This window comes from Paenibacillus sp. XY044, from assembly GCF_002257645.1.
In the GTDB taxonomy this organism is placed as follows: Bacteria; Bacillota; Bacilli; order Paenibacillales; family Paenibacillaceae; genus Paenibacillus_AQ.
Window position 1 is genome coordinate 409,449 of sequence record NZ_NQMO01000007.1, and the last position, 26,533, is coordinate 435,981.

Annotated in this window: 25 protein-coding genes and 1 riboswitch; of the genes, 8 read left to right on the forward strand and 17 right to left on the reverse strand. The window is 45.0% G+C overall.

What is annotated here, in order from left to right:
- Positions 1 to 181 precede the first annotated feature (181 nt).
- The 7 genes from CJP46_RS26245 to CJP46_RS26275 all read right to left on the reverse strand — a co-directional run bounded on the left by CJP46_RS26245 (position 182) and on the right by CJP46_RS26275 (position 7,558).
- Positions 182 to 430, reverse strand: a complete 249-nt coding sequence (locus CJP46_RS26245) for a glutaredoxin family protein (RefSeq protein WP_094598581.1) — start codon at positions 428 to 430, stop codon at positions 182 to 184.
- Positions 431 to 547: 117 nt separating this feature from the next.
- Positions 548 to 2,983, reverse strand: a complete 2,436-nt coding sequence (locus tag CJP46_RS26250) for a heavy metal translocating P-type ATPase (protein WP_094598582.1) — start codon at positions 2,981 to 2,983, stop codon at positions 548 to 550.
- Positions 2,984 to 3,222: 239 nt separating this feature from the next.
- Entirely contained in the window at positions 3,223 to 3,573 is a 351-nt protein-coding gene (locus CJP46_RS26255; RefSeq protein ID WP_094598583.1) for a metal-sensitive transcriptional regulator, read from the reverse strand.
- Positions 3,574 to 3,754: 181 nt separating this feature from the next.
- Positions 3,755 to 5,200: an MFS transporter gene (locus CJP46_RS26260; protein WP_094598584.1), complete on the reverse strand. Its 1,446-nt coding sequence runs from the start codon at positions 5,198 to 5,200 to the stop codon at positions 3,755 to 3,757.
- Between the two features lie 258 nt (positions 5,201 to 5,458).
- Positions 5,459 to 6,538 (reverse strand): sensor histidine kinase, encoded by a 1,080-nt coding sequence (locus tag CJP46_RS26265; protein ID WP_094598585.1) that lies wholly within the window; start codon positions 6,536 to 6,538, stop codon positions 5,459 to 5,461.
- On the reverse strand, positions 6,535 to 7,227 hold the full coding sequence (locus tag CJP46_RS26270; protein ID WP_094598638.1) for a response regulator transcription factor: 693 nt from the start codon (positions 7,225 to 7,227) through the stop codon (positions 6,535 to 6,537). Before CJP46_RS26270 ends, CJP46_RS26265 begins: the two co-directional genes overlap by 4 nt.
- Positions 7,228 to 7,357: 130 nt before the next feature.
- Positions 7,358 to 7,558 (reverse strand): copper ion binding protein, encoded by a 201-nt coding sequence (locus CJP46_RS26275; protein WP_094598639.1) that lies wholly within the window; start codon positions 7,556 to 7,558, stop codon positions 7,358 to 7,360.
- 177 nt (positions 7,559 to 7,735) lie between these two features.
- Between CJP46_RS26275 and CJP46_RS26280 the strand changes: the two genes are divergently transcribed.
- A complete protein-coding gene (locus CJP46_RS26280; RefSeq protein ID WP_094598586.1) occupies positions 7,736 to 9,346 on the forward strand; it encodes a multicopper oxidase family protein in 1,611 nt (536 codons plus the stop codon).
- A 77-nt stretch (positions 9,347 to 9,423) separates the two neighbouring features.
- Here the strand turns inward: CJP46_RS26280 and CJP46_RS26285 are convergent, their stop codons facing one another.
- The 3 genes from CJP46_RS26285 to CJP46_RS26295 form a co-directional block, all read right to left on the reverse strand.
- Positions 9,424 to 9,894, reverse strand: a complete 471-nt coding sequence (locus CJP46_RS26285; protein ID WP_094598587.1) for a C40 family peptidase — start codon at positions 9,892 to 9,894, stop codon at positions 9,424 to 9,426.
- Between the two features lie 4 nt (positions 9,895 to 9,898).
- A riboswitch (cyclic di-AMP (ydaO/yuaA leader) is annotated at positions 9,899 to 10,029 on the reverse strand.
- Between the two features lie 323 nt (positions 10,030 to 10,352).
- The gene (locus tag CJP46_RS26290) at positions 10,353 to 10,922 is read right to left on the reverse strand and encodes a YdhK family protein (protein WP_094598588.1); all 570 of its coding nucleotides are present in this window, start codon (positions 10,920 to 10,922) and stop codon (positions 10,353 to 10,355) included.
- Positions 10,923 to 11,111: 189 nt separating this feature from the next.
- The gene (locus CJP46_RS26295) at positions 11,112 to 12,296 is read right to left on the reverse strand and encodes an alpha-D-ribose 1-methylphosphonate 5-triphosphate diphosphatase (protein WP_094598589.1); all 1,185 of its coding nucleotides are present in this window, start codon (positions 12,294 to 12,296) and stop codon (positions 11,112 to 11,114) included.
- Positions 12,297 to 12,663: 367 nt separating this feature from the next.
- On the opposite strand from CJP46_RS26295, the gene CJP46_RS26300 reads away from it, so the two are divergent.
- Positions 12,664 to 13,542, forward strand: a complete 879-nt coding sequence (locus tag CJP46_RS26300; protein ID WP_094598590.1) for a LysR family transcriptional regulator — start codon at positions 12,664 to 12,666, stop codon at positions 13,540 to 13,542.
- A gap of 9 nt (positions 13,543 to 13,551) precedes the next feature.
- On the opposite strand, the gene CJP46_RS26305 is transcribed toward CJP46_RS26300, so the two are convergent.
- Both CJP46_RS26305 and CJP46_RS26310 read right to left on the reverse strand, forming a co-directional pair.
- A complete protein-coding gene (locus CJP46_RS26305; RefSeq protein ID WP_094598640.1) occupies positions 13,552 to 14,448 on the reverse strand; it encodes an RCC1 domain-containing protein in 897 nt (298 codons plus the stop codon).
- 257 nt (positions 14,449 to 14,705) lie between these two features.
- A complete protein-coding gene (locus CJP46_RS26310) occupies positions 14,706 to 15,599 on the reverse strand; it encodes a phosphotransferase enzyme family protein (RefSeq protein WP_179281341.1) in 894 nt (297 codons plus the stop codon).
- Positions 15,600 to 15,730: 131 nt separating this feature from the next.
- Here CJP46_RS26310 and CJP46_RS26315 point away from each other — a divergent pair, with 131 nt between their 5' ends.
- Positions 15,731 to 17,194 carry an alkaline phosphatase family protein gene (locus CJP46_RS26315; RefSeq protein WP_256992537.1) on the forward strand — a complete coding sequence of 488 codons (1,464 nt, stop codon included), beginning with the start codon at positions 15,731 to 15,733 and terminating at the stop codon, positions 17,192 to 17,194.
- A gap of 76 nt (positions 17,195 to 17,270) precedes the next feature.
- On the opposite strand, the gene CJP46_RS26320 is transcribed toward CJP46_RS26315, so the two are convergent.
- Positions 17,271 to 18,056, reverse strand: a complete 786-nt coding sequence (locus tag CJP46_RS26320; RefSeq protein ID WP_094598592.1) for an alpha/beta hydrolase — start codon at positions 18,054 to 18,056, stop codon at positions 17,271 to 17,273.
- Positions 18,057 to 18,197: 141 nt separating this feature from the next.
- Between CJP46_RS26320 and CJP46_RS26325 the strand changes: the two genes are divergently transcribed.
- Positions 18,198 to 19,076: an aminoglycoside phosphotransferase family protein gene (locus CJP46_RS26325; RefSeq protein ID WP_094598593.1), complete on the forward strand. Its 879-nt coding sequence runs from the start codon at positions 18,198 to 18,200 to the stop codon at positions 19,074 to 19,076.
- A gap of 237 nt (positions 19,077 to 19,313) precedes the next feature.
- On the opposite strand, the gene CJP46_RS26330 is transcribed toward CJP46_RS26325, so the two are convergent.
- The 3 genes from CJP46_RS26330 to CJP46_RS26340 all read right to left on the reverse strand — a co-directional run bounded on the left by CJP46_RS26330 (position 19,314) and on the right by CJP46_RS26340 (position 22,484).
- Complete coding sequence (locus tag CJP46_RS26330) at positions 19,314 to 20,741, reverse strand: vWA domain-containing protein (RefSeq protein WP_094598594.1); 1,428 nt, start codon at positions 20,739 to 20,741, stop codon at positions 19,314 to 19,316.
- 63 nt (positions 20,742 to 20,804) lie between these two features.
- Complete coding sequence (locus tag CJP46_RS26335; protein WP_179281342.1) at positions 20,805 to 21,197, reverse strand: hypothetical protein; 393 nt, start codon at positions 21,195 to 21,197, stop codon at positions 20,805 to 20,807.
- Between the two features lie 387 nt (positions 21,198 to 21,584).
- A complete protein-coding gene (locus CJP46_RS26340; protein ID WP_094598596.1) occupies positions 21,585 to 22,484 on the reverse strand; it encodes a LysR family transcriptional regulator in 900 nt (299 codons plus the stop codon).
- Between the two features lie 143 nt (positions 22,485 to 22,627).
- Here CJP46_RS26340 and CJP46_RS26345 point away from each other — a divergent pair, with 143 nt between their 5' ends.
- Positions 22,628 to 23,647, forward strand: a complete 1,020-nt coding sequence (locus CJP46_RS26345; protein WP_094598642.1) for an alpha/beta fold hydrolase — start codon at positions 22,628 to 22,630, stop codon at positions 23,645 to 23,647.
- Positions 23,648 to 23,797: 150 nt separating this feature from the next.
- Here the strand turns inward: CJP46_RS26345 and CJP46_RS26350 are convergent, their stop codons facing one another.
- Positions 23,798 to 24,202, reverse strand: coding sequence for a hypothetical protein (locus tag CJP46_RS26350; RefSeq protein WP_094598597.1), 405 nt, complete (start codon positions 24,200 to 24,202; stop codon positions 23,798 to 23,800).
- Between the two features lie 386 nt (positions 24,203 to 24,588).
- Here CJP46_RS26350 and CJP46_RS37660 point away from each other — a divergent pair, with 386 nt between their 5' ends.
- From CJP46_RS37660 to CJP46_RS26365, 3 genes are all read left to right on the forward strand, one after another.
- Positions 24,589 to 25,041: a CBO0543 family protein gene (locus tag CJP46_RS37660; RefSeq protein WP_094598598.1), complete on the forward strand. Its 453-nt coding sequence runs from the start codon at positions 24,589 to 24,591 to the stop codon at positions 25,039 to 25,041.
- Positions 25,042 to 25,104: 63 nt separating this feature from the next.
- Positions 25,105 to 25,926, forward strand: coding sequence for a hypothetical protein (locus tag CJP46_RS26360; RefSeq protein ID WP_094598599.1), 822 nt, complete (start codon positions 25,105 to 25,107; stop codon positions 25,924 to 25,926).
- Positions 25,901 to 26,362, forward strand: a complete 462-nt coding sequence (locus CJP46_RS26365; protein ID WP_094598600.1) for a hypothetical protein — start codon at positions 25,901 to 25,903, stop codon at positions 26,360 to 26,362. The genes CJP46_RS26360 and CJP46_RS26365 overlap by 26 nt, the downstream gene beginning before the upstream one ends.
- Positions 26,363 to 26,533: the final 171 nt, after the last annotated feature.

Consider the following 26,533-nt stretch of genomic DNA (forward strand, 5'->3'; position numbering starts at 1 on the left):
ATCTGCGTAAATGCCTCACTTCCAATTGATCGGTCTCGGAGAGAAAATCCTTGGATGGACACGGCAGTAAGCTTCCTCGATGATATTTTCAAGAACGAAATGGTACTTGGCGTTATCCGGATAATTTTTCTCTATAAAAGAGGCCATGGTCAAAAAGATCGTAATCGTTCTCTGCTGGATATCAAAGATTCATTTTGAGCAAATTACTAATTTCGCTGAAATTTTCTGCAAATCCAACGAACACTTTATCGTCAATAAGAATGGTCGGGACCATTTGTTTTCCTGTCAGTTTTTTAACCTCTACTGCATATTCAAGGTTTTCTTCGCAATTATACTCCACATAAGGAACGTTTTGCTCTGTAAAGTATCGCTTCGCATGATTGCAATCACTGCAGGTAGGAATCGTGTAGATTTTTACGTTAGCGGACATGTCCTCACTTCCTTTTCCCAGTATTAATTCAGGACCTCATACCCTTTGCTTCGGATAACATCCTTAATATCTCCAAGGTTCAATTTGGATTCGTCGTACTTGTTTCTGCGGCAATGGTTAGCTGCGTACTTTTACACGCTGCAGCCGAAGTGCATTCAGTACAACGGATACGGAGCTTAGAGCCATTGCTGCTCCCGCAACCCAAGGTGCCAACAGCCCGATGGCGGCGATCGGAATGCCTAGAGTGTTATAACCAAGCGCCCAGAATAAATTTTGGCGGATGTTACTCATCGTTCTACGGCTCATATAGATGGCGTCCGGAATACTCGTCAGATCGCCACGCATCAAGGTCACATCGGCCGCCTCCATAGCAACATCTGTACCTGTTCCAATAGCCATTCCTATGTCGGCTGTGGCTAATGCCGGAGCATCGTTAATGCCATCACCCACCATGGCTACGGTTTTTCCTTGGGCCTGCAGTGCTTTAACTTCTTCTGCTTTTCCCTCAGGCAATACTTCTGCACGTACATGATCAATGCCAACCTGGGCAGCGATCGCTTTGGCTGTTCGCTCATTATCACCCGTGATCATGATCACCTGAATACCCATTCCTTTTAAGCGCTGGACAGCTTCTTTAGAAGTCTCTTTGATGGTATCCGCCACCGCAACCATGCCGGCATATTGTTTATCGATCGCAACAAGCATCGCTGTTTTACCCGTTTCTTCTAGACTAGACATGGTAGCGTAGGCATGCATAGCATCTACATCGTATTTTTCCATCAAACGTCGAGTGCCGATCAGCAGTTCTTTTCCTTCAACGACAGCCTGGATTCCATAGCCTGGAATGGCTTCAAATGCTTCTGTTCCAGGAAGGGAAATATTGCGTTCCTGAATGCCGGTAACAATTGCTTCGGCTAAAGGGTGCTCCGAGTTTTTCTCCGCAGCGCCGACGAATCTAAGGAAGTCCACTTCGTCCAATTCTGAGAGCACATCCGTAAGTTCGGGTTTACCTTTCGTTACCGTACCTGTTTTATCCAGGATAATGGCGTCAATCTTATGAGTTTGTTCAAGGTGTTCTCCGCCTTTAAACAGGATCCCGAGTTCTGCAGCACGACCTGACCCGGCCATAATCGATGTTGGAGTTGCCAACCCGAGCGCACATGGGCAGGCAATAACCAGGATGGCGATTGCTTTTTCCAAGGCCTCTGCAAACTCGCCAGGTGTGACCAGGAAATACCAGACGAAGAAAGCGACCACCGCAATACCTACGACAATGGGAACAAAGATACCGGAGATCACGTCTGCCACCCGCTGAATCGGGGCTTTGGAACCCTGGGCTTCTTCAACCACTTTAATAATCTGGGCCAGCGCAGTCTCCTTGCCGACTTTGGTTGCTTTAATACGGAGCATGCCATTTTTATTGATGGTCGCTCCAATGACGTTATCTCCGGCGTTCTTTTCGACGGGTAAGCTTTCACCGGTTAACATGGATTCGTCCACCGAGGATGTTCCTTCCAGCACCACGCCATCAACCGGAACTTTGTCTCCGGGCCGTACAAGAACCATGTCCCCGACAATCACTTCATCCACCGGAATCGTAATTTCCTGACCATCGCGTACAACCCGTGCCGTCTTCGCCTGGAGTCCCATCAGGGACTTGATGGCTTCGGAAGTCCGGCCCTTGGCCAGCGATTCGAACAGCTTACCCATGATGACTAAAGTGATCAGGATCGCACTTGTTTCATAGTACAGGGATGGACCGTGGTGAGCGTTCGCTCCTGCAGTGAACCAGTCAATCGTCAGGTACAGACTGTAGAAATAAGCAGCTGAAGTCCCTAGCGATACCAACACGTCCATATTGGCGCTTCCGTTTCGGAGTGCCTTATAGGCCCCCACATAAAACTGTTTTCCGACATAAAATTGGACCGGTGTTGCTAAAATGAGCTGAAACCATGGGTTCATCAAAATTTCCGGCATATAGATCCACGAGGTGAACGAAAAGTGCGCCACCATACTCCACAGCAACGGAAGGGACAAGATTGCCGATAAAAGCAGCAATCGTTTTTGATGCTTAATTTCTTGTTTCCGGTGGTCGACCGTTTTCTTGTTATCTTGCTTCGTTATCGCTTTATATCCGAGCTGTTTGACTTTATTCTGCATATCAGAAACGGAGACTTCGGCTGGCGAATACTCGACTCTTGCCGTTTCCATCGCAAAGTTGACGGATGCATTGGTAACCCCGGGAAGTTTGCTCAAGCCTTTTTCTATGCGGTTAGCACAGGCAGCGCATGTCATCCCTTCGAGGTTAAAATCAACGACTTCTTTCGCCGTATCATACCCAAGTTTTTTAATCGTTTCCTCCAACTTATCGACGCCTACCTTGCCTGGATCAAACGTTACACTTGCTTTTTCCAGGGCAAAGTTCACGTTTGCTGAAGAGACGCCTTCCAGTTTATTCAATCCTTTTTCAATGCGATTGGCGCATGCAGCACAAGTCATTCCTGTAATTTGCAGCGTGGTTTGCTTACTTTCTTTTCCGGTTACGGCTTCCATCTTTCATCACTCCTAGAGGATAATGGCAAAATGCATTCATGGTTTAGAGATTGCACGATATAGCTTTTTGTCATGAGATTTATTTTTTGATTCTTTGATTCCAATCGGCTTCCTTGAATTTAGTATACCCCCCTACCCTATTTTAAGTCAACACTTTTTTGATTTTTTTTGTGTACCCCAGTACCCTATATGATAATCAAAATAAAAAAGCAGCGTGGTGGCTGCCTTTTAAAGGTTTTTTATTTCATTAGTTTATTCATCGTTTTTAATAACTCATCTAAAACCTCCGTGTCACCTTCCTGGATCCGATCGATAACACAGCTTTTCATGTGATGCTCCAGCAAAAGCTTACCTACCCCATTTAATGCCGATTGCACCGAAGCAATCTGATTTAAAACATCATCACAGTAAGTGTCTTTTTCGATCAGTCCTTTGATGCCGCGAATTTGCCCCTCTATTCGGTTCAACCTGGATATCATATTGTTTTTTTCTTTGTCAGAATGATGGCTCTTTCTTCCCAGTTCTTCACTGGAGCAGCACCCCGCATTATCGGTGAAGCCATTGTCTACTGTCTCCAATTCAACACTCATGGTCCCTGCCTCCAATTCTGTATAAGTTCAACACACGATTTTACGTCTACTCCATCACATGCATTATTTTTCTCTTGTCATCACTATATACCCCCCACCCCTATGAGTCAAGGCGTCAAATCCCCTTAACTAAGCTTTAGAGTCAAAAACTTCAGCCACGAAGTGACTGAAGTTAACAAGATTACATCGATTTAGACATGTCTGGACCTGTCTTCTTAGGCGAACGAATGCAGATTAGTGCCAATAAAGCACCGGCGAATGCGACGATTCCTGACCATAAGAATGCCGCCTGAAAGCCGCTGTTCAGAGCCGCCATTGGATCACCATCAGCATAAGCCGAAGTCGTTGTGGCTGAAATGGCCACCATGATCGCCAAGCTGATCGCTGAACCAATCTGGTAACTCGTATTGGCAAGCCCGGATGCAAGTCCTGCTTCCTCAGGTTTAGCTCCGTTCATGGCGCTCATCATGGAAGGAATATAGGCCAGAGACATTCCAAGCGCTCCTAAAAGTGATGCTGGCAGCACATTGGCCAAGAAGGTTCCATCTTCTGGTGTATTCATGGAGAACAGAATCATCGAACCCCCTAACGCAGTCAAACCTATCACGATATTCGCTTTGACTCCAAACTTGGCGATGAGTTTGCCGGTAATTACAATCATGAAAATGGCGATAAGAATGGTCATCGGAAGCAAAGCAACACCGCCGGCAAAAGCTGAAAATTTTAAGACCTGCTGCATATAGAGATTGAGGAAATACCATAGCGGAATCCATCCGCCTGATAACATTAACAAAGCGATATTACCCGCTGCGAGATTAGGCGCCTTAAAAATTCGAAGCGGTACAAGCGGTTCCTTTTTAACAGCCTGAACAATAAGGAAAAGGATAAACAGAGCTATACCTGAGATTAAAGTCCAGGTCGTCGTCGGTGCTCCCCATCCGTTATGTTCTGCAGTGACGATTCCGTACACCATTAAAACCAAGGCCGCCGTAACAAGCACGGATCCTACGAAATCGATGCTGCCTTTTCCGCGTGTTCCTTTCGATAAGAGCCCAGGTGACAAAATTAAGGCAACAATACCGACGGGAACGTTGATCAGGAATGTCCATTCCCAGCTTAACCACTCGGTAATGACACCGCCCAGAAATACTCCCGCGGAACCTCCTGCAGCAGCGGATGCCCCCCAGAATCCCAGTGCCTTCCCTAATTCTTTCGGATTCCCGCTAAACAACATCATAACAATCGTTAGCGCGGATGGCGCAATGAGCGCAGACCCAAATCCTTGGAATGCTCGACCGATATTGAGTACGGTGTCGTTCCATGCTAGCCCTGCAAGTAACGAGGCTGCGGTTAGAATAAGAAACCCCCACATAAACATGCGTTTTTGTCCAAACAGATCAGACAACCGGCCTCCTAGCAATAGAAAACCCCCAAAGAAAATCACATATGCATTAAACACCCACTGTAAACTTTCTTGGGAATACCCCAGCGCTTCTTTAATGGCTGGCAAAGCTACTCCGATAATCGATGTATCCATAATCACCATAAAATTAGCAAGGCATAACAACGCGAGGGCCATCCAGCGCCTTGGATCAGCTTGGGAAAGACCTTGAGCCTGAGTCGGCATTTTCGTGTTCCTCCTTTAGAGAAATAAAAACCGGTCCTTTATCTTTTTCCACACTCGTGACGGCCGTCAGTGAACGAGGTGTATCTTACCATAAATTCCCGGTCTTGATGAGAATATAGTATAGCCCCCTACCCTATATTGTCAAGCGATTTATTTTTAGCATACGAACTAAACCAATACATGTTGGATCCTTAGGTGCCTGCAACTAAAATAAATAACGCCCCCATTAGGAGCGTCAGGATTGCTGCTATATGATCTTCACCTTTGTATCGGAAACTGTACGTAAAATTGTGCACCATCATCACTTTCAGCCCATATCTGCCCACCGTGGCGTTCTACCAACGTTTTGGTAATGGCTAATCCAAGCCCTCCGCCACCCATTTTACGGTTCCGTGATTTATCTACCCGATAAAAACGCTCAAAGATGTGTGGAAGATCCATGGGTGGAATACCTATGCCATTATCTGAAACGATTATTTGAACCACGCCTGATCGGACGGTGCCATTGACTGCAACAGTACCGCCTTCATGCGTATATTTCAATGCATTGGATAACAGGTTCGTCCATATTTGAATAAGCCGGCTTTCATCGGCAATCACGCAAACATCGGGAATATCCTTTTTCTCCAGGTTAACCCCTTTTTGTTGAAACGAAGGACGCATGAGGTCCATGACTTGATTCACGGATTTCTTTAAAGAGACTTGCTCAAGCATGAATTGAAAATCGATGGAATTCACGATTTGAAGCTCTTCCAAATCATGAACCAGCTGAATCAATCGATGTATTTCTTCGCGGCTGGACTGAATCCGTTCCGGGGTAGGCTCCCATATGCCGTCTTGAATAGCGGCGAGGTAACTATTCAATGTAGTTAAAGGCGTCCGCAACTCATGGGCAATATTTTCTGTCATAGAGGTTCTTAATTTTTCCTGATGCTCCAGTTGTTCAGCTAAGTGATTGATCGATGCGGCCAATTCATCCAGCTCATCTTTGGGCAAGCTTTTCAACGGGAGACGGACATCCCGTTTACCTCGGGCCATGATTAATGTAAGATTTTTCATGCTGATTAATGGCGATGAGATCCGTTTGGCGATATACACGCTTAAAACAAATGAGACGATTATAGCTCCCCCAATCGTTAAGCCAATGGATTGTATAATCGCTTGCTCCAAGTGAGAATTCAGTGAACCGGCTGAATGCTGCGCTTCAGACATTTCGCTCCCATACATTTGAAAATGATAGTGGGTGGCATGGATCAGAGCAATCGAAGCGATCACCAAAATAAACCCGGTATAAAAAATTAGAACCGCGCTTAAACGAAAAGATAATGTACGTTTCATAAGTTCCCCCCATTAAAACGGTACCCTGCACCAAAAACAGTCCGGATGAATAAGGGGTTCTTGGAGTCCTCTTCCACTTTTTGACGCAAATTTTTAATATGCTGATCAATAATACGTGAATCTCCATCAAATTCAAACCCCATAACGAGTTCAATCAATTCCTCCCGGGTGAACGTACGCTCCGAGTTTCTCGCCATGACTAAAAGCAGTTTATATTCGGATGGGGTTAAACTGATGGGCTCATGTTGAACGAAGACCTGTTTCGCATGGCTATCAATGGTCAAACGTCCTTTGCCGTATTCTAATCGATCGGCCAGAAGTTCTTGCTGGTTGGTTCGCCTGAGCACAGTGCGAATCCTGGCTATGAGTTCCTCAGGATCGAACGGCTTCACAACATAATCGTCTGCCCCAACAGACAATCCATGAATACGATTTGCAATGGACGATTTAGCAGTCAGCATAATTATTGGAATGGGATAAGTTGTTCGAATCTTCTGGCATAGATCCTCTCCGTTCATGTCCGGAAGCATAAGATCCAATAAAACCAAATCAAATGGTTGATTGGCTAATTCATTCCATGCACGATCTCCAGTCTCCGCTTCGTGCGCTTCAAATCCTTCTCTATTTAAATAAGCAAGGATGACTTCCCTGATCTTCTCCTCATCTTCAACAACTAAAATCCTTCGCATGAGTCCCTCCAAACGTTGCCGATATGACTTGTCCTGGTTTTCCTTCAAACCGTCTTCTCCACATAGGTTCTTAACATAGCGAGAGGTACCAAGTTTTCCTTGGTACCTCTTCTATCCCTTCAAAAGTTGCTTAAACAACATCATAACCCTGTTCTTCGATCGTTTCTTTAATCTTGCTTTCCGTAAGTTTGGTTTCATCGAATTGAACTTCGACAGAACCGTTGGACAAGTTCACTTTTCCCCCAGCCCCTAGTTGCTTAAGAGCACCCTCAATGGAGTTTACGCAATGTTGGCAGCTCATTCCGTTTACGTTTAGAGTTATGGTTTTCAATTTCGACTCCTCCTTTCGATATGTCATTAGTATACCCCCCTATGGTATATTTTTCAAGGAAAATTTTATACAAGGCACGGAAAGCCGCAGAACCCTTCATCCATCTTCATCATTTCTATACATGTTTATTTTATGATGAATGAGGCTTACATCAAAAGAAAAGGAAGGGGCTCTTCAATGAAAGCAGCGATATTAAAAACAATGATCGTCGCTAGCGCGGCAGCTATTTTTGCTGCTGGCTGCTCGAAAGTAAGTAATATGAGCGGCATGGATCATTCAACAATGAATATGGGTTCAAACACGCCCGTTAAACTGACAACAGCAACACCTGTTGTGGATGGTAAAGATTTTACTATTACGGCACAGGAAAGCCATCTCGAAGTGGAAAAGGGAAAAACCGTTCCCGTATGGACATTTAATAACTCGGTTCCCGGTCCACAAATCCGCGTAAAGGTTGGGGATACGGTCAAAGTAAACTTAAAAAATCAACTCAAGCAGCCGGTCTCCATCCATTGGCATGGCTATCCGGTTCCCAACAACATGGACGGAATTCCAGGAGTCACACAAGATGCTGTCGAACCCGGAAAGACATTCACCTACGAATTTAAAGCCACCGTCCCGGGTACTTATTGGTACCATTCACATCAAGACAGTGTGAATCAAGTGGACAAAGGCTTGTATGGTTCTCTTGTTGTCGAAGACCCCCAAGAGACAGTTGACCGCGATTACACCCTTGTGCTCGATGAATGGATGCGTTCAGGCGAAATGTATATGAGTGAAGCGGATCAACCAAAAAACATCACCCCTGGAGATTCGGGCAGCATGCAGATGGATATGGGGAATATGGATCACGAAAACAAGGGCATGTCTGAATCAGATATGAGCATGAATGGCGATGGAATGAATATGGCAGGACATGATATGAGTATGTATGACCTTTATACGATCAACGGAAAAACAGGTGACGCAATCGATAAGCTTTCGGTTAAAAAGGGGGAAAAAGTAAAACTACGGCTAATTAACGCAGGCTACATCACTCACAAGATGCATTTACACGGTCATTCTTTTCAGGTTGTTGCATCCGATGGGCAGCCCTTGAATGACCCATCTGTGATCAAGGATCAATTAATCTCGATTGCTCCCGGTGAACGATATGACATTGAATTTACCGCTGATCATCCCGGATCCTGGCTGTTTGAAGAACATGCCGAGAATAATCGAGCACAAAATATGAGAGCCGTTATTCAATACGATGGTTCCAATGCGAAACCCGACCCTTCCAATGCCTCCGCAGAACTTCCCGATTTTGATTTGGAGAAATATGGAACCATGTCTGCATCCGCATTTTCTTTGGATCAAACCTTTGATCAAGATGTGACGATGAATCTGAATACCGAAATGAGAAATGGAGAAATGGTTTACACGATCAATGGAAAGATTTTTCCGGATACGGATAAAATCAACGTAAAAAAAGGAGATCAGGTAAAGTTGACCTTTGTGAATCAATCCAAAATGGATGATCACCCGATGCACCTACACGGTCATTTCTTCCAAGTTTTGAGCAAAAACGGAAAGCCCGTCCAAGGTTCTCCGATCATGAAAGACACGCTGAACGTTAAACCTGGTGAAACGTATGTGGTAGCTTTTGAATCAGACAACCCTGGTGAATGGATGTTCCATTGCCACGATTTACACCATGCATCCGCCGGTATGGTAACCGATGTGATGTATAAGGATTATAAAAATCATTATACGCCTGATCCCAATGTGAACAACGTCCCTGAATAAACAACAAAAAGCACCGGCTGATAATAACATCAGACGGTGCTTAACTTGTTAGATTTAGATGGCTTGTCCCGGTTGGATCAAAGTTCACTGATCATTTTTAGGTAACTTTGTTGACTCACGACGCGGCGTGCTGTAACATACCGATTTTTATAATATGAATCCGATAATTTGCTAATGGTAACGCCTTTGCTGCTTGAAGAGTGTGCAAACTCGTTATTGCCGATATAAATACCCGCGTGGGATACTCCCGTACCGTCCGTATTAAAAAATACCAGGTCTCCTGCTCTGAGGTCTTCACGATCGACTGGTGTTCCGGCTTGAGCCTGTGTTTTAGATGTGCGTGGTAAATCTAAATTGAATTTATCAAATATGTATAAAATAAATCCGGAACAATCAAAACCAGCCGCTGTTGTGCCGCCCCACTGATAAGGAGTCCCTACGACCTTATCCACCTCGCTTTCGAGTTTAACGGAACTGGCAAAGGAACTGGTTGCACTTGCTGAAAAAACAATAGCCGCACCTACGAATGACAAAATTACTTTCTTCACGCTGTAGTTCTCCTTCCGATGCCTACGGAGTTAGCTAAGGGTTCGGTAGAAGGTTCCCTCTATTCTTCTATGAGAATATTTCACCCAAAAATGGTTCCCCCGTTTTCAATTCAAGAAATTCGGCAATAAATATTAAAAAAATGTAACCCTACATAATGTAGTATATAATCAGTTTTTTTGTCAATGCTTATTTAAAAAAATGCAGAAAACCGGCATATTTATGATTGATATATTTTGGATTTATGGTAGTTATAGTGAAACTAGGTAGGAGTTTGTCGTATTCTGCATCTCACAATCGGGTTGCTTTATACTTAGGTAGTCGGGTAAAGGAATACAATATGAAATTTAAAAATAACAGTTTTGTTAATATGAATAGCGATCCGGTTGGAATGTCGATACACAAAAGAGCGATGTCCCATGACATCACTCTTTTGCTGCAAAACTTTTCTATTTATGTTCTATTTAGAAAGCTCATTTTCTACTACCCATTGATGATTTTTAACAGGGTTTCCTCCTGTAGTCGGGGTGTAATCGACCATATACACCGTTGTTTTTTCAGCAGAATCAACGATACCCTCTGCGCCTTTCATACCTTCCATATGATCAGCATCCATTGTCACCTTCGTTCCTGGTTTCAAGGGCTCACTCCCCGCGTCCTTTATTTCCTCCTGGATAATCCACTTGTGATTAGGGACGGGTTTACCTCCATCGGTTGGAGTATATGTTACTGCATACACCACGGTGTCGTAGGCACCTACCACTTTCGCTTTTGCCCCATCCATGCCTTCCATATGCTTGGCATGAATCACCACCTCGTCTCCCACTTTATATGTTGGATTTTGAGCTTCTTTTAACCCTTCAGGGACTTCACCAGACCCCGAATGGTTCATGCTGCCCATATCCCCCATACCCGATTGGTCGCTGCCCATGTCCATGTTCGTATCGTTGTTTGCGTTATTATTGTTTCCGCACGCACTTAGCACCAGGACTGCTGCAAGGCTAAGAAAAATAAATATTTGTTTCACCATTTATCACACACCTTTGCCATATTATTTGGATGGATTGCCCAGCACCCTAACATCTTACCCAATACATGTGAAGAACTTATGAAGATTTCCCGGACTTCCTCTCTTCATACCTAGTTTGAGCTAAAGGCTAAAAAGCTCTGCCTTGGGCAGAGTTTAGAGAACAACATTCTTCATTTAAGTATTTCATTCCTAGTCTCTCGTTTGCGATCCATTCATTAAGGTCCACTCTCCGTTCACCATGGCTCCGACAACGGACGGATGCTTTCCGGTTGAGCGGTCTACGAGAATAAGATCCGCCTCTTTTCCTGTTTCAATGGATCCCAGCCTGTCCTCCCAACCCAAGGCGCGAGCCGGAAACAAACTGGCAAAAGAAACTGCCTCGGATAAACTCATTCCTTCATCGAACAGTTCAAACACGGCAGATAGAATGGAAAATGGATAATAATCGGAGCAAATAATATTAGCCCAGCCCTTCTGCAGGACATGTCGCGCGGAGATATGATTTTCATGAGAATATCCCCTGTACACATTCGGGCCTCCAACGACGGCAAACATGCCTAAATCCTGAACATGCTGACATGTGGCGTCATTCAATGGAAATTCGCTAATGGTGATTCCCTTTCCTCTCAGTTCCTCTACTTTGGCCGGGGTGTCGTCATCGTGTGAAGCTACGGGTATCTTTTCCGCTAAAGCACGCTCAATTAATTTCCGTTCCGCATGATGGTCGATCAACTCTCTCTTTTTTCGCTGTTCTTCGATAAAGCGGTCGCACGCTTCCCCCGTTAATTGATACGTTTTTTCGACATAATAGCGATATTCGTCCAATGTGCGGTATTTACCGTACTGGGGCGTATGGTCCATAATCGACAGAAGATCGACCATTCCTTTGTCCATCAATTGAAATATCCAATCGATTCCTTTATCGTTGATCAGCTCATACCTCACATGAAGATGATGGCGCAGCTTGGCTTCCTTCCCCTTTCGCAGCCGGTATATCTCGCAAGCAATTTCATAACCCATTTCATTGGATCGAATTCCCGTTTCGCCGACAAAAGATATACCATGAAACATCGTAGTAATACCCGCTGCCAGTAGATAGGACTGCACCGTGTGAAGTCCGAGCGACACCGGCATCAAGACTCCTTTGCGAGGCTCTATAGCCTTCTCCAAAAAATCTCCGTGCAGATCAATGATACCGGGTAAAACATAACAACCTGAAGCATCCACTTTCTGTGCGTCTTCCCAGCCAGGTGGAATGACAGAGCCGTCCCTTTCTTTGATCTCTGCTATTTTTCGGTCGGAAACAAACAAAACCCCTTGAAACATTCGCTCTGGCGTTACAATCATTCCGTTATAAATCATCTGTTTCCCCATTCTGTTTCCTCCTCGATAGCTGCATGAATAACAGGTTCGCGGAGCTTTCCAACACTTGATCACCACATATTCATAACAATTATTAATACGTAAATACGATTGATCATGTTGAATCACTCAACTTCTTAGCGGCATTTCTCCCCAAAAAAATGTTCAACCCATCCCCTACTCTTGGATCTGAAAATCCCGATAATCCTTTAATTCGCCAAGTTCAATAGTTTATTCTCCATTTACAATGATACATCACAATCGTTTTTGAATAAGTCGTTTTTATGTGAAAATACGGTTAACTGGATTGTTTTTATTAATGATATGTATTAACTTTACTAATAGATGTTCCATCTCGAGGTCATAAGGAGCGAAAGACTTGGATTTTAAACAATTGGAAGCTTTTCAAGCCGTATTGGATAAAGGCAGTTATTCTGAAGCTGCAAAGTTTCTCTATGTCAGTCAACCTACCATTTCTGTTCGCATCAAAGCGCTGCAAGAAGAATTGGGTGTCATGCTGTTTAAACAAAACGGGCGTAAAGTTCAAGCAACGTTAGCCGGTAGAATACTTTCGCATTATGGATCCGATATCCTTAAACTTCATCGGAATGCCGTGCAAGCGATTCATGACACGAAAGATATGACACGCAAAAATATTCGAATCAGCACAACGTCTACAGGAACCTATCTTCTTCCCATGATCACGAAAGGATTCCAACAATCCTTCCCGGAAACGCGCCTTTTCCTTTCCATAAGCAATTCAGACACGGTCGTGAACCAACTATTCGAAGGAAAAACGGATATTGGTGTGATTGCTTCACCAGTGGAATATGCAAATTTGAGTTCTGAAGTGATCGGGAATGATTCCATTGTTCTTGTTGCCAGTCCTGACCACCCCCTTGCTCAGCAAGACAAAATTTCTATAGAGGATTTACAGGATCAATGTTTTATTATTAGAGAGCAGGGTTCGGACACGCGCAAACGATTTGAAATTTGGTGCAAACAATACCACTTCTATCCGACTAACTATATCGAGATGGATCAACAGGAAGCGATCAGACTTGCCGTATTGGACAAGCTGGGGATCGCTATCATGTCCAAATTCATCATGGAAAGCGATTCGCATGGTTCCAACCTCAACATATTGCACACGGAAGGATTTCCAATCCACCGCCCTTTTCAGGTCTTAATGCATCCGGATCATCAGGAAAATGTGTATAGTCAGGCATTTATTCAATATTTAAAGGAGCATCTTTAATATTGAAAACTATTGGCCGGGCAGTTGAATGCTGCACCAGTTGCTTACATCGCATTGTCCATATTCATGATCACCCACAGCAACCACCGTGCCGTCCGATTTAAGCCCGACGCTATGGGCACAACCTGCCGCAATCGCTACAATATCGCGCCAATCACTTACATTACATTGGCCATACTCATTACAGCCCACAGCCGCCACCGTGCCGTCCGATTTAAGGCCAATGGTGTGACTACTCCCCACCGCAATCGCCATAATACCGCGCCAGCGGCTTACATCGCATTGGCCATACTTATTCCAACCCACAGCCGCCACCAAGCGGTTCGATTTAAGTCCGACGGTGTGAAGGTAACCCGCGGCGGCTGCCACGATGTTGTCCCAGCTGTGTACATTACATTGACCATACCGATTATTTCCCACAGCCGTCATCGTACCGTCCGATTTAAGACCGATGGTATGCCAGTCACCCGCCGTGATCGCCACCATATCTCGCCAGCCGCTTACATTGCATTCACCTTCATGATTTCGGCCCACAGCTACCACTGTGCCATCCGATTTAAGCCCAAGGGTACGACGCCAACCGGCCGCAACCGCTACAATATCGCGCCAGTCGTTTACATTGCATTGGTCATGCGTATTCCAACCCACAGCGGTTACAGTACCGTCCGATTTAAGACCGATGGTATGGGCATTCCCCGTGTTCGTCGCCATATGAACATTACCGGCCGCAACCGCCACCATCTCTCGCCAGCCGCTTACATCACATTGGCCATATTTATTATCGCCCACAGCCATCACCGTTCCGTCAGAATGAAGGGCAACGGTATGACGACGACCCGCCGCTATCGTATCTTTAGGCCACCGTTTCACCTTGAAAGCCGCTTCTTTGGGAGCAAAGTGATCCATTTCCATTAAGTTTTCCACCTCGATTTTTTATTCCAACTTCGATCATATAACATTCATGCAAGATTTCGTTTGATATACCAAGAATCCTTGTGTGGTCAGCCATTGTCTCTAATAATATTGGTGATCTACTTTAGGGTTTGACTTTAAGGATGGTATCGCCCAGCTTTCGATCAACTATATTGCCAAGAACTTATATCGTTAAATCACAAAAAGCCGCAACTCTGCGGCTTAGTGCGTAAGTTCTTATCACCTTACAACTAACGATACGGGGCAGCATCCTGTCCCATCAGCGGTGAACGCTCTAACAATTTCTTGATGATCCAGCCGTCGTCACGAATGCCTTCCTTCATGTACTTACATGCATTTTCAATCAATCCCGCCCACCACATTGGCGTGAGCAGTTCCCACTCTACAGGTTCAAGAGGTGATACTTCATCATATCCATAAATAACTTCGTCGTATTTTCCACGCCACGAGAGAGCAAAGTCTCCTACTCGATGATCCCAATGAGCAAGCTCAAAATCGAGTATGCCGGAGAGCTTCCCTTCCTGGAATCGTAAGTTCCATGGTGTAAAATCTCCATGAATCACGATCCCCGGCCTGGAATGAAGCTGCATTCCCTCCACCCGCTTGCGCGCACGCTCCAAGTGCCACCGTAGAATTCGTATTTCCTCTGGATTCTGCATTTCATGTTCTGATAGCAGTCGATCCAACTCGTAGTCAGATAGAATCTCTTCACACCGCCGCCAACCTTTACGCTGTCCAATTCCACTGAGTTTCTTAAGATCAGAGTGAAACTCAGCCATAAGCCGTCCCCTTGAACGCTGTTCGGCCGCCCGATTGTCGACAGATGGCGGTTCACCGTAAAGATAAGGGAACAACCCCCACGTATGCCCATCCAACTCGATTGGCCCTTCAATGACGGATGCAACGGGCCATCCCAGCTCTGAAATGGATTTGAGCAATTTCACCTCATAATCGATATCATCCATGTGAGTTTCTTTGTACCAGCGGCGTAATACAAGGCGCTCGCTCTTAAAGTCCACCAGCCAATGCTGATTGAGTCTCCCTCCTAACGGGGAGACCACTTTGATATTAAGCTTTTCGAAGAGCAGATCAAATGGCAGCAGCGAATCCGGATTATTGTTCATTTTTTTCCTCCGTCTATCCGTTTGCGACAATGGGGCATACGTGATATCCCGCTTGCCGAATATTTTGAATGCTGAAAGCAAATAATGTGGCTTAAGCATAGGCTTGCAGAAAAAATTGGCAGGTGAAAAGGTTGCAGCAAATTATCTTCATTTGTGTCGATACTTTAATGAGCCAATCGATTGATAAGGGAATCGAACAAAAAAAACTTCCAACGTTTCAGTACTTGATTGAACACGGACAATACTATAAGGATGTCGTTACCTCTTTTCCAACGATGTCCGTGTCGATCGACAGCACTCTGCTGACGGGAACGTATCCGGATGAACATCGCGTACCAGGACTGGTCTGGTATTCTACGCAAGACAAGAAAATCATTAATTATGGCAGCGGATTTTGGGAAATATACAGGAACGGAATTAACCAATATCTGAATGATGCATTAATCCGTATGAACTCCGATCACTTGAATCCGCAAGTACCGACCATTTTTGAAGAATTGGCCCGTATGGGGTTACAATCGGGGTCCGTTAATGGATTAATCTATCGGGGTAGCACAGATCACCAGCTCAATTTTCCCTTTTGGCTTCATAAACCGACCGTGTTACCTAAAAATATCACGGTAAAAGGTCCGGATATGTTGGCCTATGGGGCTTTTTCAAATCCGCTGAAAAGCGTGAAAAATATGCCGGTGAGCCCCATCGGCAAATTCGGCTTTAACAATGGATATTCTCTCGAAATGGTGACGCATCTTATTCAGAATGTGCAATTGCCTGATTTCCTGTATGTCTATTTCCCCGATCTGGACCCTAGAATACATAAAAAGGGACCTTCGGATCTGGATGGCGTGGTCCGTACCGATAACCAATTGCAGGCTTTGCTGCAGGCGTTCGGTTCACGGGAAGAGGCTCTGAAAAAAGCCGTGATCATCATTATGGGGGATAACGGAATGACTCACGTGCACCCGAAAAATCAGCAACCGGTGATTGATTTAGGACTAACCTTGAAGGAATATCGCATTCTGCGTCAGGGAGACGCCGTCACGGACCAAACCGAGATCATTCTTGCCATAAATGACAGAATGGCTTATCTATATAAGCTAACCCCACAATATTCTTTTGAACAAATATCGGACGTTTTGAAGACGGACCAGAGAATCGATATTTTGGCGTGGAAAGATAAAGAATGGATTCGCGTTGTTCGATCAGGATCATCCAAGGAATTCGCCTATCGATCCGGTGGAGACATGGTTGATCCCTATAAACAATCTTGGACATTGGCGGAGAATTCGGAAGTGCTGGACTTACAAATCAATATCCACAAACATACCGTTGACTATGGACAATATCCCGATGTTCTCCGGCGGTTGTCCTCAGCATTAAATTCACATCATGGCGAATACATGGTAGTCACCGCAAAACCAGGATATGAATTCAAGTATGGCAGTTCACCCACCCACAAAGGAGGCGCAGGGCACGGTGGAATAAGCCCAACAGAGTCGCTCGTTCCCCTAATTATTGCTGGAACAGACCATAAGCCGGAGTTTCTGCGGGTCGTTGATTTAAAATCTTATTTTCTTCAAATTTTAAAGGGCTGAGCTGCGAGAGCTCATGCAGTGAAACCCGGAGTATTCCTGTATCATTCTACTGAGCAAACCAGAAAGAATTAGCAGACTACCGAAGGTGCTCGTTGGCATTTAGAAATTTTATTATGCACGCATTAAGCTCTGTGAGGTGATGCGAGAATCCATGGTCTGCTCCTTCAATGAGCTGCAGTTCTTTTGGACCTGGGTATTGATTGTAAAACAGCCTGGTTCCTCTAACTGGAACAGCATGATCTTCTGTACCATGAATAAGAAGAACTGGGCAATCGTAGGACTGGCTAGCTGCGATCGGGTCGTGATTTTCGTCCAGCATGTCACGTACAAAGCCGGGTTCCAATGAATAACCTTTACCAAAAAAATGAGAAATGGTCCTGCCATTCTCTGACTCTTTCCAAAGAGCCGGACCTAAAATCGTGTTACGATAATTCTCCTCAGGAAAGACTTCCGGAGCTAACGCTATACGACCGGCGATCAGATGTTTTGGATCGTCATGTAGTAACGCTATGCAGCCTCCCAAGCTATGGCCCAGAATATAGATTGGAGAATGTTCATAAGCTTCTTGACCTCTAACCCAAGCAACTACATTGTTCAAATCCGTTTTCCAGCCAGTAACCGTTGTATCTGCCGCGAACCCCCCTTCGCTTTCACCTGACCCTGCGTAATCAAATCTCATTACTGCATAGCCCGCAGCCTCTATGGCGTTTGCAAGATGCAAATAAAATTGACTTCCTCCTACTTTCTCCCCTGTAAAACCATGACAAATAATAACGATAGCCGGGCTCTGACTTCCCTCCTGCTGATGAAGCATGGCTGATAAGCGTTTATTTCTACTTTGAATCCACTTATGTTCTTTCATTAAGTTACCCCACTCCCTTTACGAGTTAATGACTATACGGAATCCTTTGTACGAGTTTATTGTACGGGTCTCTCAAACACTTGTGATACATTAGGTGAAAGAATATAATTTTATTACCATTTCCTAGAAAGAAGTGAGTAGATAATGGAGATTACCGTTGAACGGGTACGCCGATTAATCAATAGCCAATTTCCAGAATGGATGAATCTTGAGATAAAACCTGTAGAAAAAAGCGGGCATGATAATCGTACCTACCGGCTGGGCAGCGAAATGACCATTCGTCTACCAAGTCATGAACGCTACGCCTCGGCTGTTGAAAAAGAGTTGATGTGGCTTCCTATTTTCAAGCCTCTCCTGTCCTTGCCCATTCCGGTGCCCGTTGCAAAAGGGGAGCCCACGGACGAATATCCTCTTCCATGGTCCATTAACCGTTGGATTGACGGCGACACCGTCACGCACGACAACGTACGCGATCTTAACCAATTTGCTGAAGACCTCGCGAGATTTCTGAAAGAGTTGGAGGCGATCGACGCAAGCCGCGGCATTCCGGCAGGCGTCCAGAACTTTCATCGAGGGGGAAGTCTTGCGGTATATGATGATGATACAAGAACGATCATCGAAAAGCTATCCGGCCAATACGATCATAAGACGCTAACGGAGATATGGGAGCTTGCCCTTGCGACTAGATACCAATCGGCGCCGCTATGGCTGCATGGTGACGTTGCAGTAGGCAATTTGCTCGTGAGGGATGGACGACTGTGCGGCGTGATTGATTTTGGAACGATGGGCGTAGGCGATCCGTCGAGTGACCTTGTGATGGCCTGGAACTTTTTTGACGACGCCAGCCGCGAAACGTTCCTGAAAATCATGAATTTTGATGAGGATACCATTCATCGTGCTCGCGGCTGGGCCTTATGGAAAGCACTTATCACCTACGAATGGAATGAGAAGGGCTCGGAAGCTTCCAATTGGGGAAAGCATGTGGTGGATACCATCGTCCGTGATTACAAACAGCTATAAAGAAGGACCCTTTTTGAGAATTCGGCTTATTAGCTGGGTTTTATAACCGCTGCCGGTCCAATCATGAATCCGGAACACCCACCCCGGCAGCTGGTTCTTGCCGTTATCCCTCGTGATCCAGAATGGACCACACAAGGTAAAATCGTATACGCCGTTTTAATCAACGGATACTTCTCGATCCATGATTGACAAGTTCGAATGATTGTACGCCAATTTAAATTTCTAAATAAGATTGCATCAGCGATCTGTCTTATTGGTCAAATCATCGATATTCTTATTTCCTTCATCTTTTATATCGCCATAAACCTGATTCCCGTTTTTAGTAACGGCCTCATATAAACGCTTCCCTGTATCCCGAGCATAACCCCATGCAAAACCTTTGCGTTCATTGACCTTTTGGGAAAGTTCGGTATTGGGGAAATCTTGATCGTTTTTAGTTTCCAAATATTTAAGGGCTGCCAGCAGATGCGAATTTTCTTTGTTTGCCAGACCTTGCATGGTTTCTCGTGCCCGATTGATCTCCCCTTGCTTTTGTTCCTTCTGTTTATTGGCGTCCCCTTCTCCTTTTTCTTTCCACCTCGTCCACTCGCCTCGCAATTGATCATATGCTTTATTCAGCACATTTTTTAAAGCCTCGTCATCATTCACGGATGTGAATTCGCCGCCACCGGAAGCAGCAACCTGCCGAAGCAATTTTTGTCCTTCATTATCCACGGCAAACCCAATAATATTCACCACAGTCTTCACTTTGGACTGATTTAGTTCTTTTGCAACTTGGGCCGGATTACCGCCGCATGTTTCAATTCCATCACTTACGACATAAACAACCGAATCGGTGGTCTCCGGATTGATATCTTCTTTTACAGATTTGAGAGCATTCGCAATCGGGGTCCAGCCGGACGGTTTAACGCCTTGGAGTGCTGCTTTTATCTGATTCGTCTGGTCTCCCTGGCCATGGTAGATTTCTTCCGTACTGTTGCATGATGCTTGCTTATCTTTCTGATCCCCTGTTCCTTTATGGCCATACACCCGCAAGGAAACTTCTGCATTGTTGGGTAATTGATCTGCGAAGCTTTGAATAGCTTCTTTCGCCGAATCCATTTTTGATTTGCCGTTGATCTGTGCTTTCATGCTGCCGCTAGCATCAAGCAGTATGGAGACGTGCAGCTTTCTGCTTTCAGGTAACGTGATCTTGCCTTCAGGTCGTTCATTGTCCACTCTGACTTCGGAATCAAAGTTCATAAAGGTTGTGACGTAAGGACGATAATCTTCGGCCAGTAAGAGGAGCAATTCATCGTTATATTGATCGGCCGTCAAGTTACTGGGCAATTGATCCAACGCTGCCTGAACTTTCCCTTCATCGTAGTTGGATCCAGCAAATGACCCTGGTGGCTTCAATAATCTTTCTTCGTCAGTTAAGGCAGTCTGCGTATCGTTTTGTTCTGAGTCCTGCTGAGGGTCTTGATCTGAATCCGAGGGGTTCTGAATACCAAGGGTGGGATCGGAATCCGGTAACTTCTGGGGGAATGAATTGATATTTTCCGGATCGTTCTGTTGGATTGTATTTGAAGCATTTTGATTCGTTAGATCACTCTGTTCCTGCTTACTGCAGCCAGCTAAAAATATGATGAGCATTACAAATATGAATAACAATCTCCGTATCATTAAGTTACCTCCAATTACGCACCTTCTTAAAATTATGGAATGAATTCCAATAACATGGCTGATTTACTCCGTTTGGTACGTGCAGACCAACGGTGACGCTTTCCATTCGTACTGCAGATTTAATTCATCTCCATCGCGTTTGGCAGCCATAACAAAAGGCTCTGCCTCAGGCTCTTGAAGCATCACCCGAATATCGCTTCCATTTTTCTCGAAAAGACCAAACCAGATCTGCGTAAAGTTCCCTGTTGTTTCATGAACCGATATCGGGTCTCTATCCGAAGTCGGATCATCTAAAAACTTCATCGCGGAAAAACAGCCTGGCGAAGATTGAGATTCCTCGGCAAGCTTCCAACTCCCCTTTAAATTCAACCTTTCGTTCTTTTCATGATTACAACCAACCAGTAAGGAAATAGCACATATTGCAGCGATCATTCCTACTGCCGGATTCTTCATCAATGTTCATCACCCTCCACAGCAAGTATCCTTCCAATCATACACCACAATCCATCCATCAACACCTTAAATTGGTTATTTAATAAAATATTGGTCTTTTCGCCTGTGTCAATTGCACTATAGTCCGATGCAGGACTGCCGTTCGCCACATTCGCCACCCCATCCGCGGAGATCGTAATAACGGTTGATGGCCTTCCCCGTGTATGTTATCTTTTTCGGCTAACGGTACAAGTCTTCAGCATCCGTTATTGACAGGAACATATATCGTTACAACACAAAAAAAGCCGCAGCAATGCGGCTATTACGTGTGTATGACCTGGTAGTATCCAAATATGCGAACGATGTCAGCTCTCTCGACGAGGATTCTTCAAATGAAGTGATTAAACGGTGTTATTCACCCTCCTCTACAGCAAGAGCTCCCCTTGCTGCTTCTATGAAAGATAACATGATGGGTGAAAGCCACTTGTCTTTATGCCACAACATCTGTGTATATACGTGCAAGTCCGGAATTTGCCAAGGAAGGGCAACAAGTTCTCCACGTTCAACTTCGGCTTCCGCTACGATTTCAGGAAGAAAGGCAATTCCGATCCCCGAAATGGCACATTGTTTAATGGCCTCGGCGCTTTGAAACTCTAGATACGTAATGCTATCAATGCCCTCTTTCTCAAATGACCGGTCAAACATTGTTCGATAGGGACAACCCTTTTCATTCGTCAGGAACACTTCTCCGTGAAAATCTTCCAGCTGCAGCATAGTTTGTTTTGCGAGCGGGTGGTCTGGAGCAGCGAACAAGCGGAAAGTTTCTTCCAGCAGCGGTTCCACCGCAAGTCCGCTCGAGCGAATGGGTTCGTCCAACATATAGACGACATCTGCGGTTCCCTCAAAGAGTGTTTGCTTGAGCTCTTGATTTGGAACGGAGCGGAAGATCAAACGAACTCCCGGATGCTGCGAACGAAACCGTTGAAAGACCGCTGGAAGCCGGTAGGCGCAAATAACTTCATTGGCACTGATCGTCAGGGTACCGCTTAGATTTTCATTGTCATGCACGACGCTTCGGGCTTCGTCCAATTTGTTTAGAACGTCTTGGATATGAGTTAAAAAGCGCTTACCCTCCGTTGTGAGAACGAGCTGCTTGCCCAAGCGATCAAAGAGACGAACACCAAGCTCATCCTCCAATGCCTTCATTTGCATCGTGACGTTGGAGGGGACGTAGTTCAGCACTTCCGCAGCCCGGCTGAAATTTAATGTTGATGCAACCGTGCGGAACGTGTTTAGTTGGCGCAATTCCATCATACGATCCCCTTTTACATTCAATTTTATTGAATACTACTATGAAATCTATTCACTTTTATTGAGAGTATCACAGATCTATACTAACAACAAGAAATGCATTCTTAATGAATGATTTCATTTTGAAGGGAGCAATCATCATGATGGATTATGAAATTTTTGATTTGGGTGACGTAACCTTGCAATCAGGAGCGACGTTACCGAACGCTGTTCTGGCTTATAAGACTTATGGAAAATTAAATGAAAAGAAAGATAATGTCATCGTCTATCCAACTGCCTTTGGCGATCAGCATGTTCAGAATGAATGGTTGATCGGAGACGGCATGGCATTGGATCCGCAGAAATATTTCATTATCGTTCCGAATCTATTGGGCAATGGGCTATCTTCCTCTCCTAGCAACACGCCTCCCCCATTCGACAGGGCAAACTTTCCGCAGGTCACCGTCTATGACAACGTTCAATTCCAGCATCGGCTGGTGACTGAGAAGTTCGGCATTCAAAAGATCGCTCTCGTCGTTGGATGGTCCTTGGGAGGGATTCAGTCGTTCCAATGGGGGGCGAGTTATCCGGATATGGTGGAACGAATGGCGCCTATCGCCGGTATGGCCAAGACTTGGCCGCAAACGTATTTGGTCCTGGAGGGAATGAAGGCTCCGCTCATGGCAGCCGCCCGCTTCGATTCAAGTAAGCTAAACCAGTTGACTTCCGCTGACATGCGCGCCGTTGGCCATGTTTATGCGGGATGGGGGTTATCGCAGGCGTTTTACAGAGAGGGGCTTTATCGGGAGCTGGGATTTGACTCAGTGGCGGATTTTATGGCCGGCGTTTGGGAGGATAGCTTTATGAAAATGGATCCGCACAATGTCCTGGCCATGTTAGGGACGGGAATACATGCAGATATTAGTGCGAACCCCACCTATAACGGGGACTTCGAGAAGGCGCTCAGAAGCATTCAAGCGCTCGCCTACGTCATGCCGGGGAGCACGGATCTTTTCTGCCCGGCGGACGACAACAAATACGAGGCTGAGCTTATGCCGCATGCCGTCTTTAAACCGATCGAGTCGATATGGGGCCATTTTGCCGGCCGCGGAATCAACCCCGCCGATAATCAATTTATTGATGACAGCCTAAAACGCTTGTTAGCGCTCAATCCAAACGGATAGATCATCGCTAGCATTGGAGTGCCTCGTCGGACGGTTCTCTCATGAATGAATAATCCTGCCCGTTAGCATAAAGAAAGCAGCCAATCGCATCCGCTTGGCTGCCTTCTTGTTTTATGAATAACTTTCTATTACGATCTCCCCCCCTTGTTCTTATTCCTCTTCGCTTTCGCAAGTCACCTGGGTAAATAAATTCAATGGGAAAATCGTAGGCACTCTTCGGCCTGGAGTCTGAACAAACTCGACAAAGCCACGACCGACGCGAATTAACATTCCATCCAGTTCGCCGATATCTTCCGCGGTGGCCGTAACGTCAAAAGGCTGTGTTCGTTTAACCCTTTCGTTGGTGACGATATAGAAGGAAGTTTGGATTGCAACTACCGTTGATCCGACTGTAAAAGAGGATTTAGTCACATTGGAGAGCTTACCTGTCGTTTTTGTTAACTTCGGAAATCCGGGTTGGAACACCGTAACCGTCCGTCCGTCAAGTAACTGCAGGCGCTGAACCAATGTAATATTCTGTGGGGCCGGACAGCCGTGAATATTGTTTTTCCGCATAATATCTCCTCCTTTTAAATCATAGCTTGACTCTATTAGTGTATGCTGTTTCTGTAATCATGCTTGGGTGAAGGTTCCTTATTTGGCGCCCGAGTCACTTCCTTTTAATTGTGTCTTCATGAGCGAAATCAGCCCCACTAACGCAGCAATGGCAGTCAATCGGCTGCCATTGCTTTTTGGATTGAGCTATCGTTTCCCGATAGCTCAATCACCATATTAATATTAGATGTTGTATATCATAATTTCAGAGTTTGGTTCATCCTGACATCGGGGTAGGCACCGCAGATCGCCTCGAAGCTGACTGAGGTTTATTATCTTCCCAATAATCCAATAATGCGAATTAGGCAATGATTACGTCGGATAAAAACGGGAAGTGGTCGATTCATATGGTCTACATATATTTATTTTTTTTATTGCTGAACATTGTATCTTTTGCAGCCCCTAAACATCTAAGCAAAATCGAGATTTACGCTACTTCCTTTTTTGCCTACGCGTTTGGTCTCACAACAGATGTGGTGTTCGACTTGCATTATAATCTTTATGGTTATCTCGCCCCTGGCTTCCAGTGGCTATCTTTGTTGGGAATTATCATGTATTCTCCCTCCACTAGCTTTCTGTTCTTGAACTATTTCCCAATACACAAGAAATTGTGGTCCAAAATCACTTATATCTTAGCCTGGTCAGCATTTTCAACCGGCTTTGAATGGCTGACTTTGCAGACTGACTTCTTTTATTACCATGGTTGGAAACTGTGGTATTCAGCTGTATTATATCCCTTTATCTTCTTGATTCTTGTCGGTAATCTGATCCTCGTGAGAAAGCAATCAGAAAACAGGTAAGAACGATATCGCACGTAATTTTTTTGAATGATACGAGTTTTTGTGAATGCAGGAGGGAAGCTCTTGGATAATTACAGAAATGTCGAAAACAAATTCCGCCGGTACAAATCCCATATATCCATTGCGGGTACCACCCAATTTCATATCCGCAATCCGTATGCCATTGCTTGGTGGTCAGCGGCCTTCCCAGGTTTTGGGCACCTCCTGTTAAGTAAATATTTACGGGGGCTCTCCTTGTTTATCTGGGAAGTAATTGTAAATTACAATGCAAAGATCAACCTGGCCATGGTGTATTCGTTTTGCGGAAATATGGAGGCAGCGAAAGAAGTATTGGATCCAAGGTGGATGCTCATGTATATTCCGGTGTATCTGTTTGGTATTTGGGACAGTTACCGGACCTCCGTCGATATGAACAAAGTATATTTGCTTGCGGAACATGAAAATGCGCCATTCAACTCATTTTCCATCGGGGCGTTGGAGATCAATTATTTGGACAGACGACAACCCGTCATGTCGGTCATATGGTCCTTATTTATGCCAGGGCTTGGGCAGCTGCACATCCATCGATTGCTCACCGCATTTTTTGCACTTGCTTGGACGATCGCATTTGTATATTTCTCGAAGCTGCTTCTTGCCATTCATTTCCTGTTTCTTGGTCAACTTACAGAGTCAACTGCCGCGCTTGACATACAATGGCTGCTGTATATGCCTTCCATGTGGGGATTTGCAGCGTACGACTCGTTTGTAAACACTGTAGAAAACAACAAGCTGTTTAACATCGAGCAAAAGGACTTTCTGCGTAAACATTACCAAAGCCCGAAATTTCAAGTAAAAAAGGGAAAAGTGGAGATAAGAGATGATGGTACAAATTTTTTCGACGTTTGAACATTCCACCAACTTAGAATTAGCGATAACGATGCTGGAGCAAAACGGAATCAAAAAAGAAAATATTTTCGCTGTACCCCTAACCAATCGCAAAACGGAGAGACGATTGTTTGATAGCATTCACAATGCGGACGGTATTTCAATGATCAGCACAGGAGCAGCGCTTGGGACTGCTTTTGCCGTCGTTGGAGCCAGCGTCGGTTTTAAACTGGCATGGGGACCGATTTATTGCGGACTGATCGGTACAGCAGGCGGTTTTCTCCTTGGAATTTGCATCGATGTATTTTACTACAAGGTCATCAAAAAGCAACGACGCCTGTTACGTGGGAAAAACACAGAAGTCATTCTTATCATTGAGTGTGGGGAATCGCAAGCCGATACGGTGGAAAATATTTTGTGGCAGTATTATGCATTTGGGACAGCACGAGTCATGTAAGAAAACACAAAAAGCCGCAACAAAGCGGCAATCTGTTCTCCATTAGCACGATGGTCTTTGATCGACATACTGCAACAAAAATTCTTTATCTTCGGGGAAGGACAAATGAAGTCCTTTTAATTGCTCAGAGGTTTTCCACTTGTCCATCGGAAATTCCTCCTGTCAAGGATT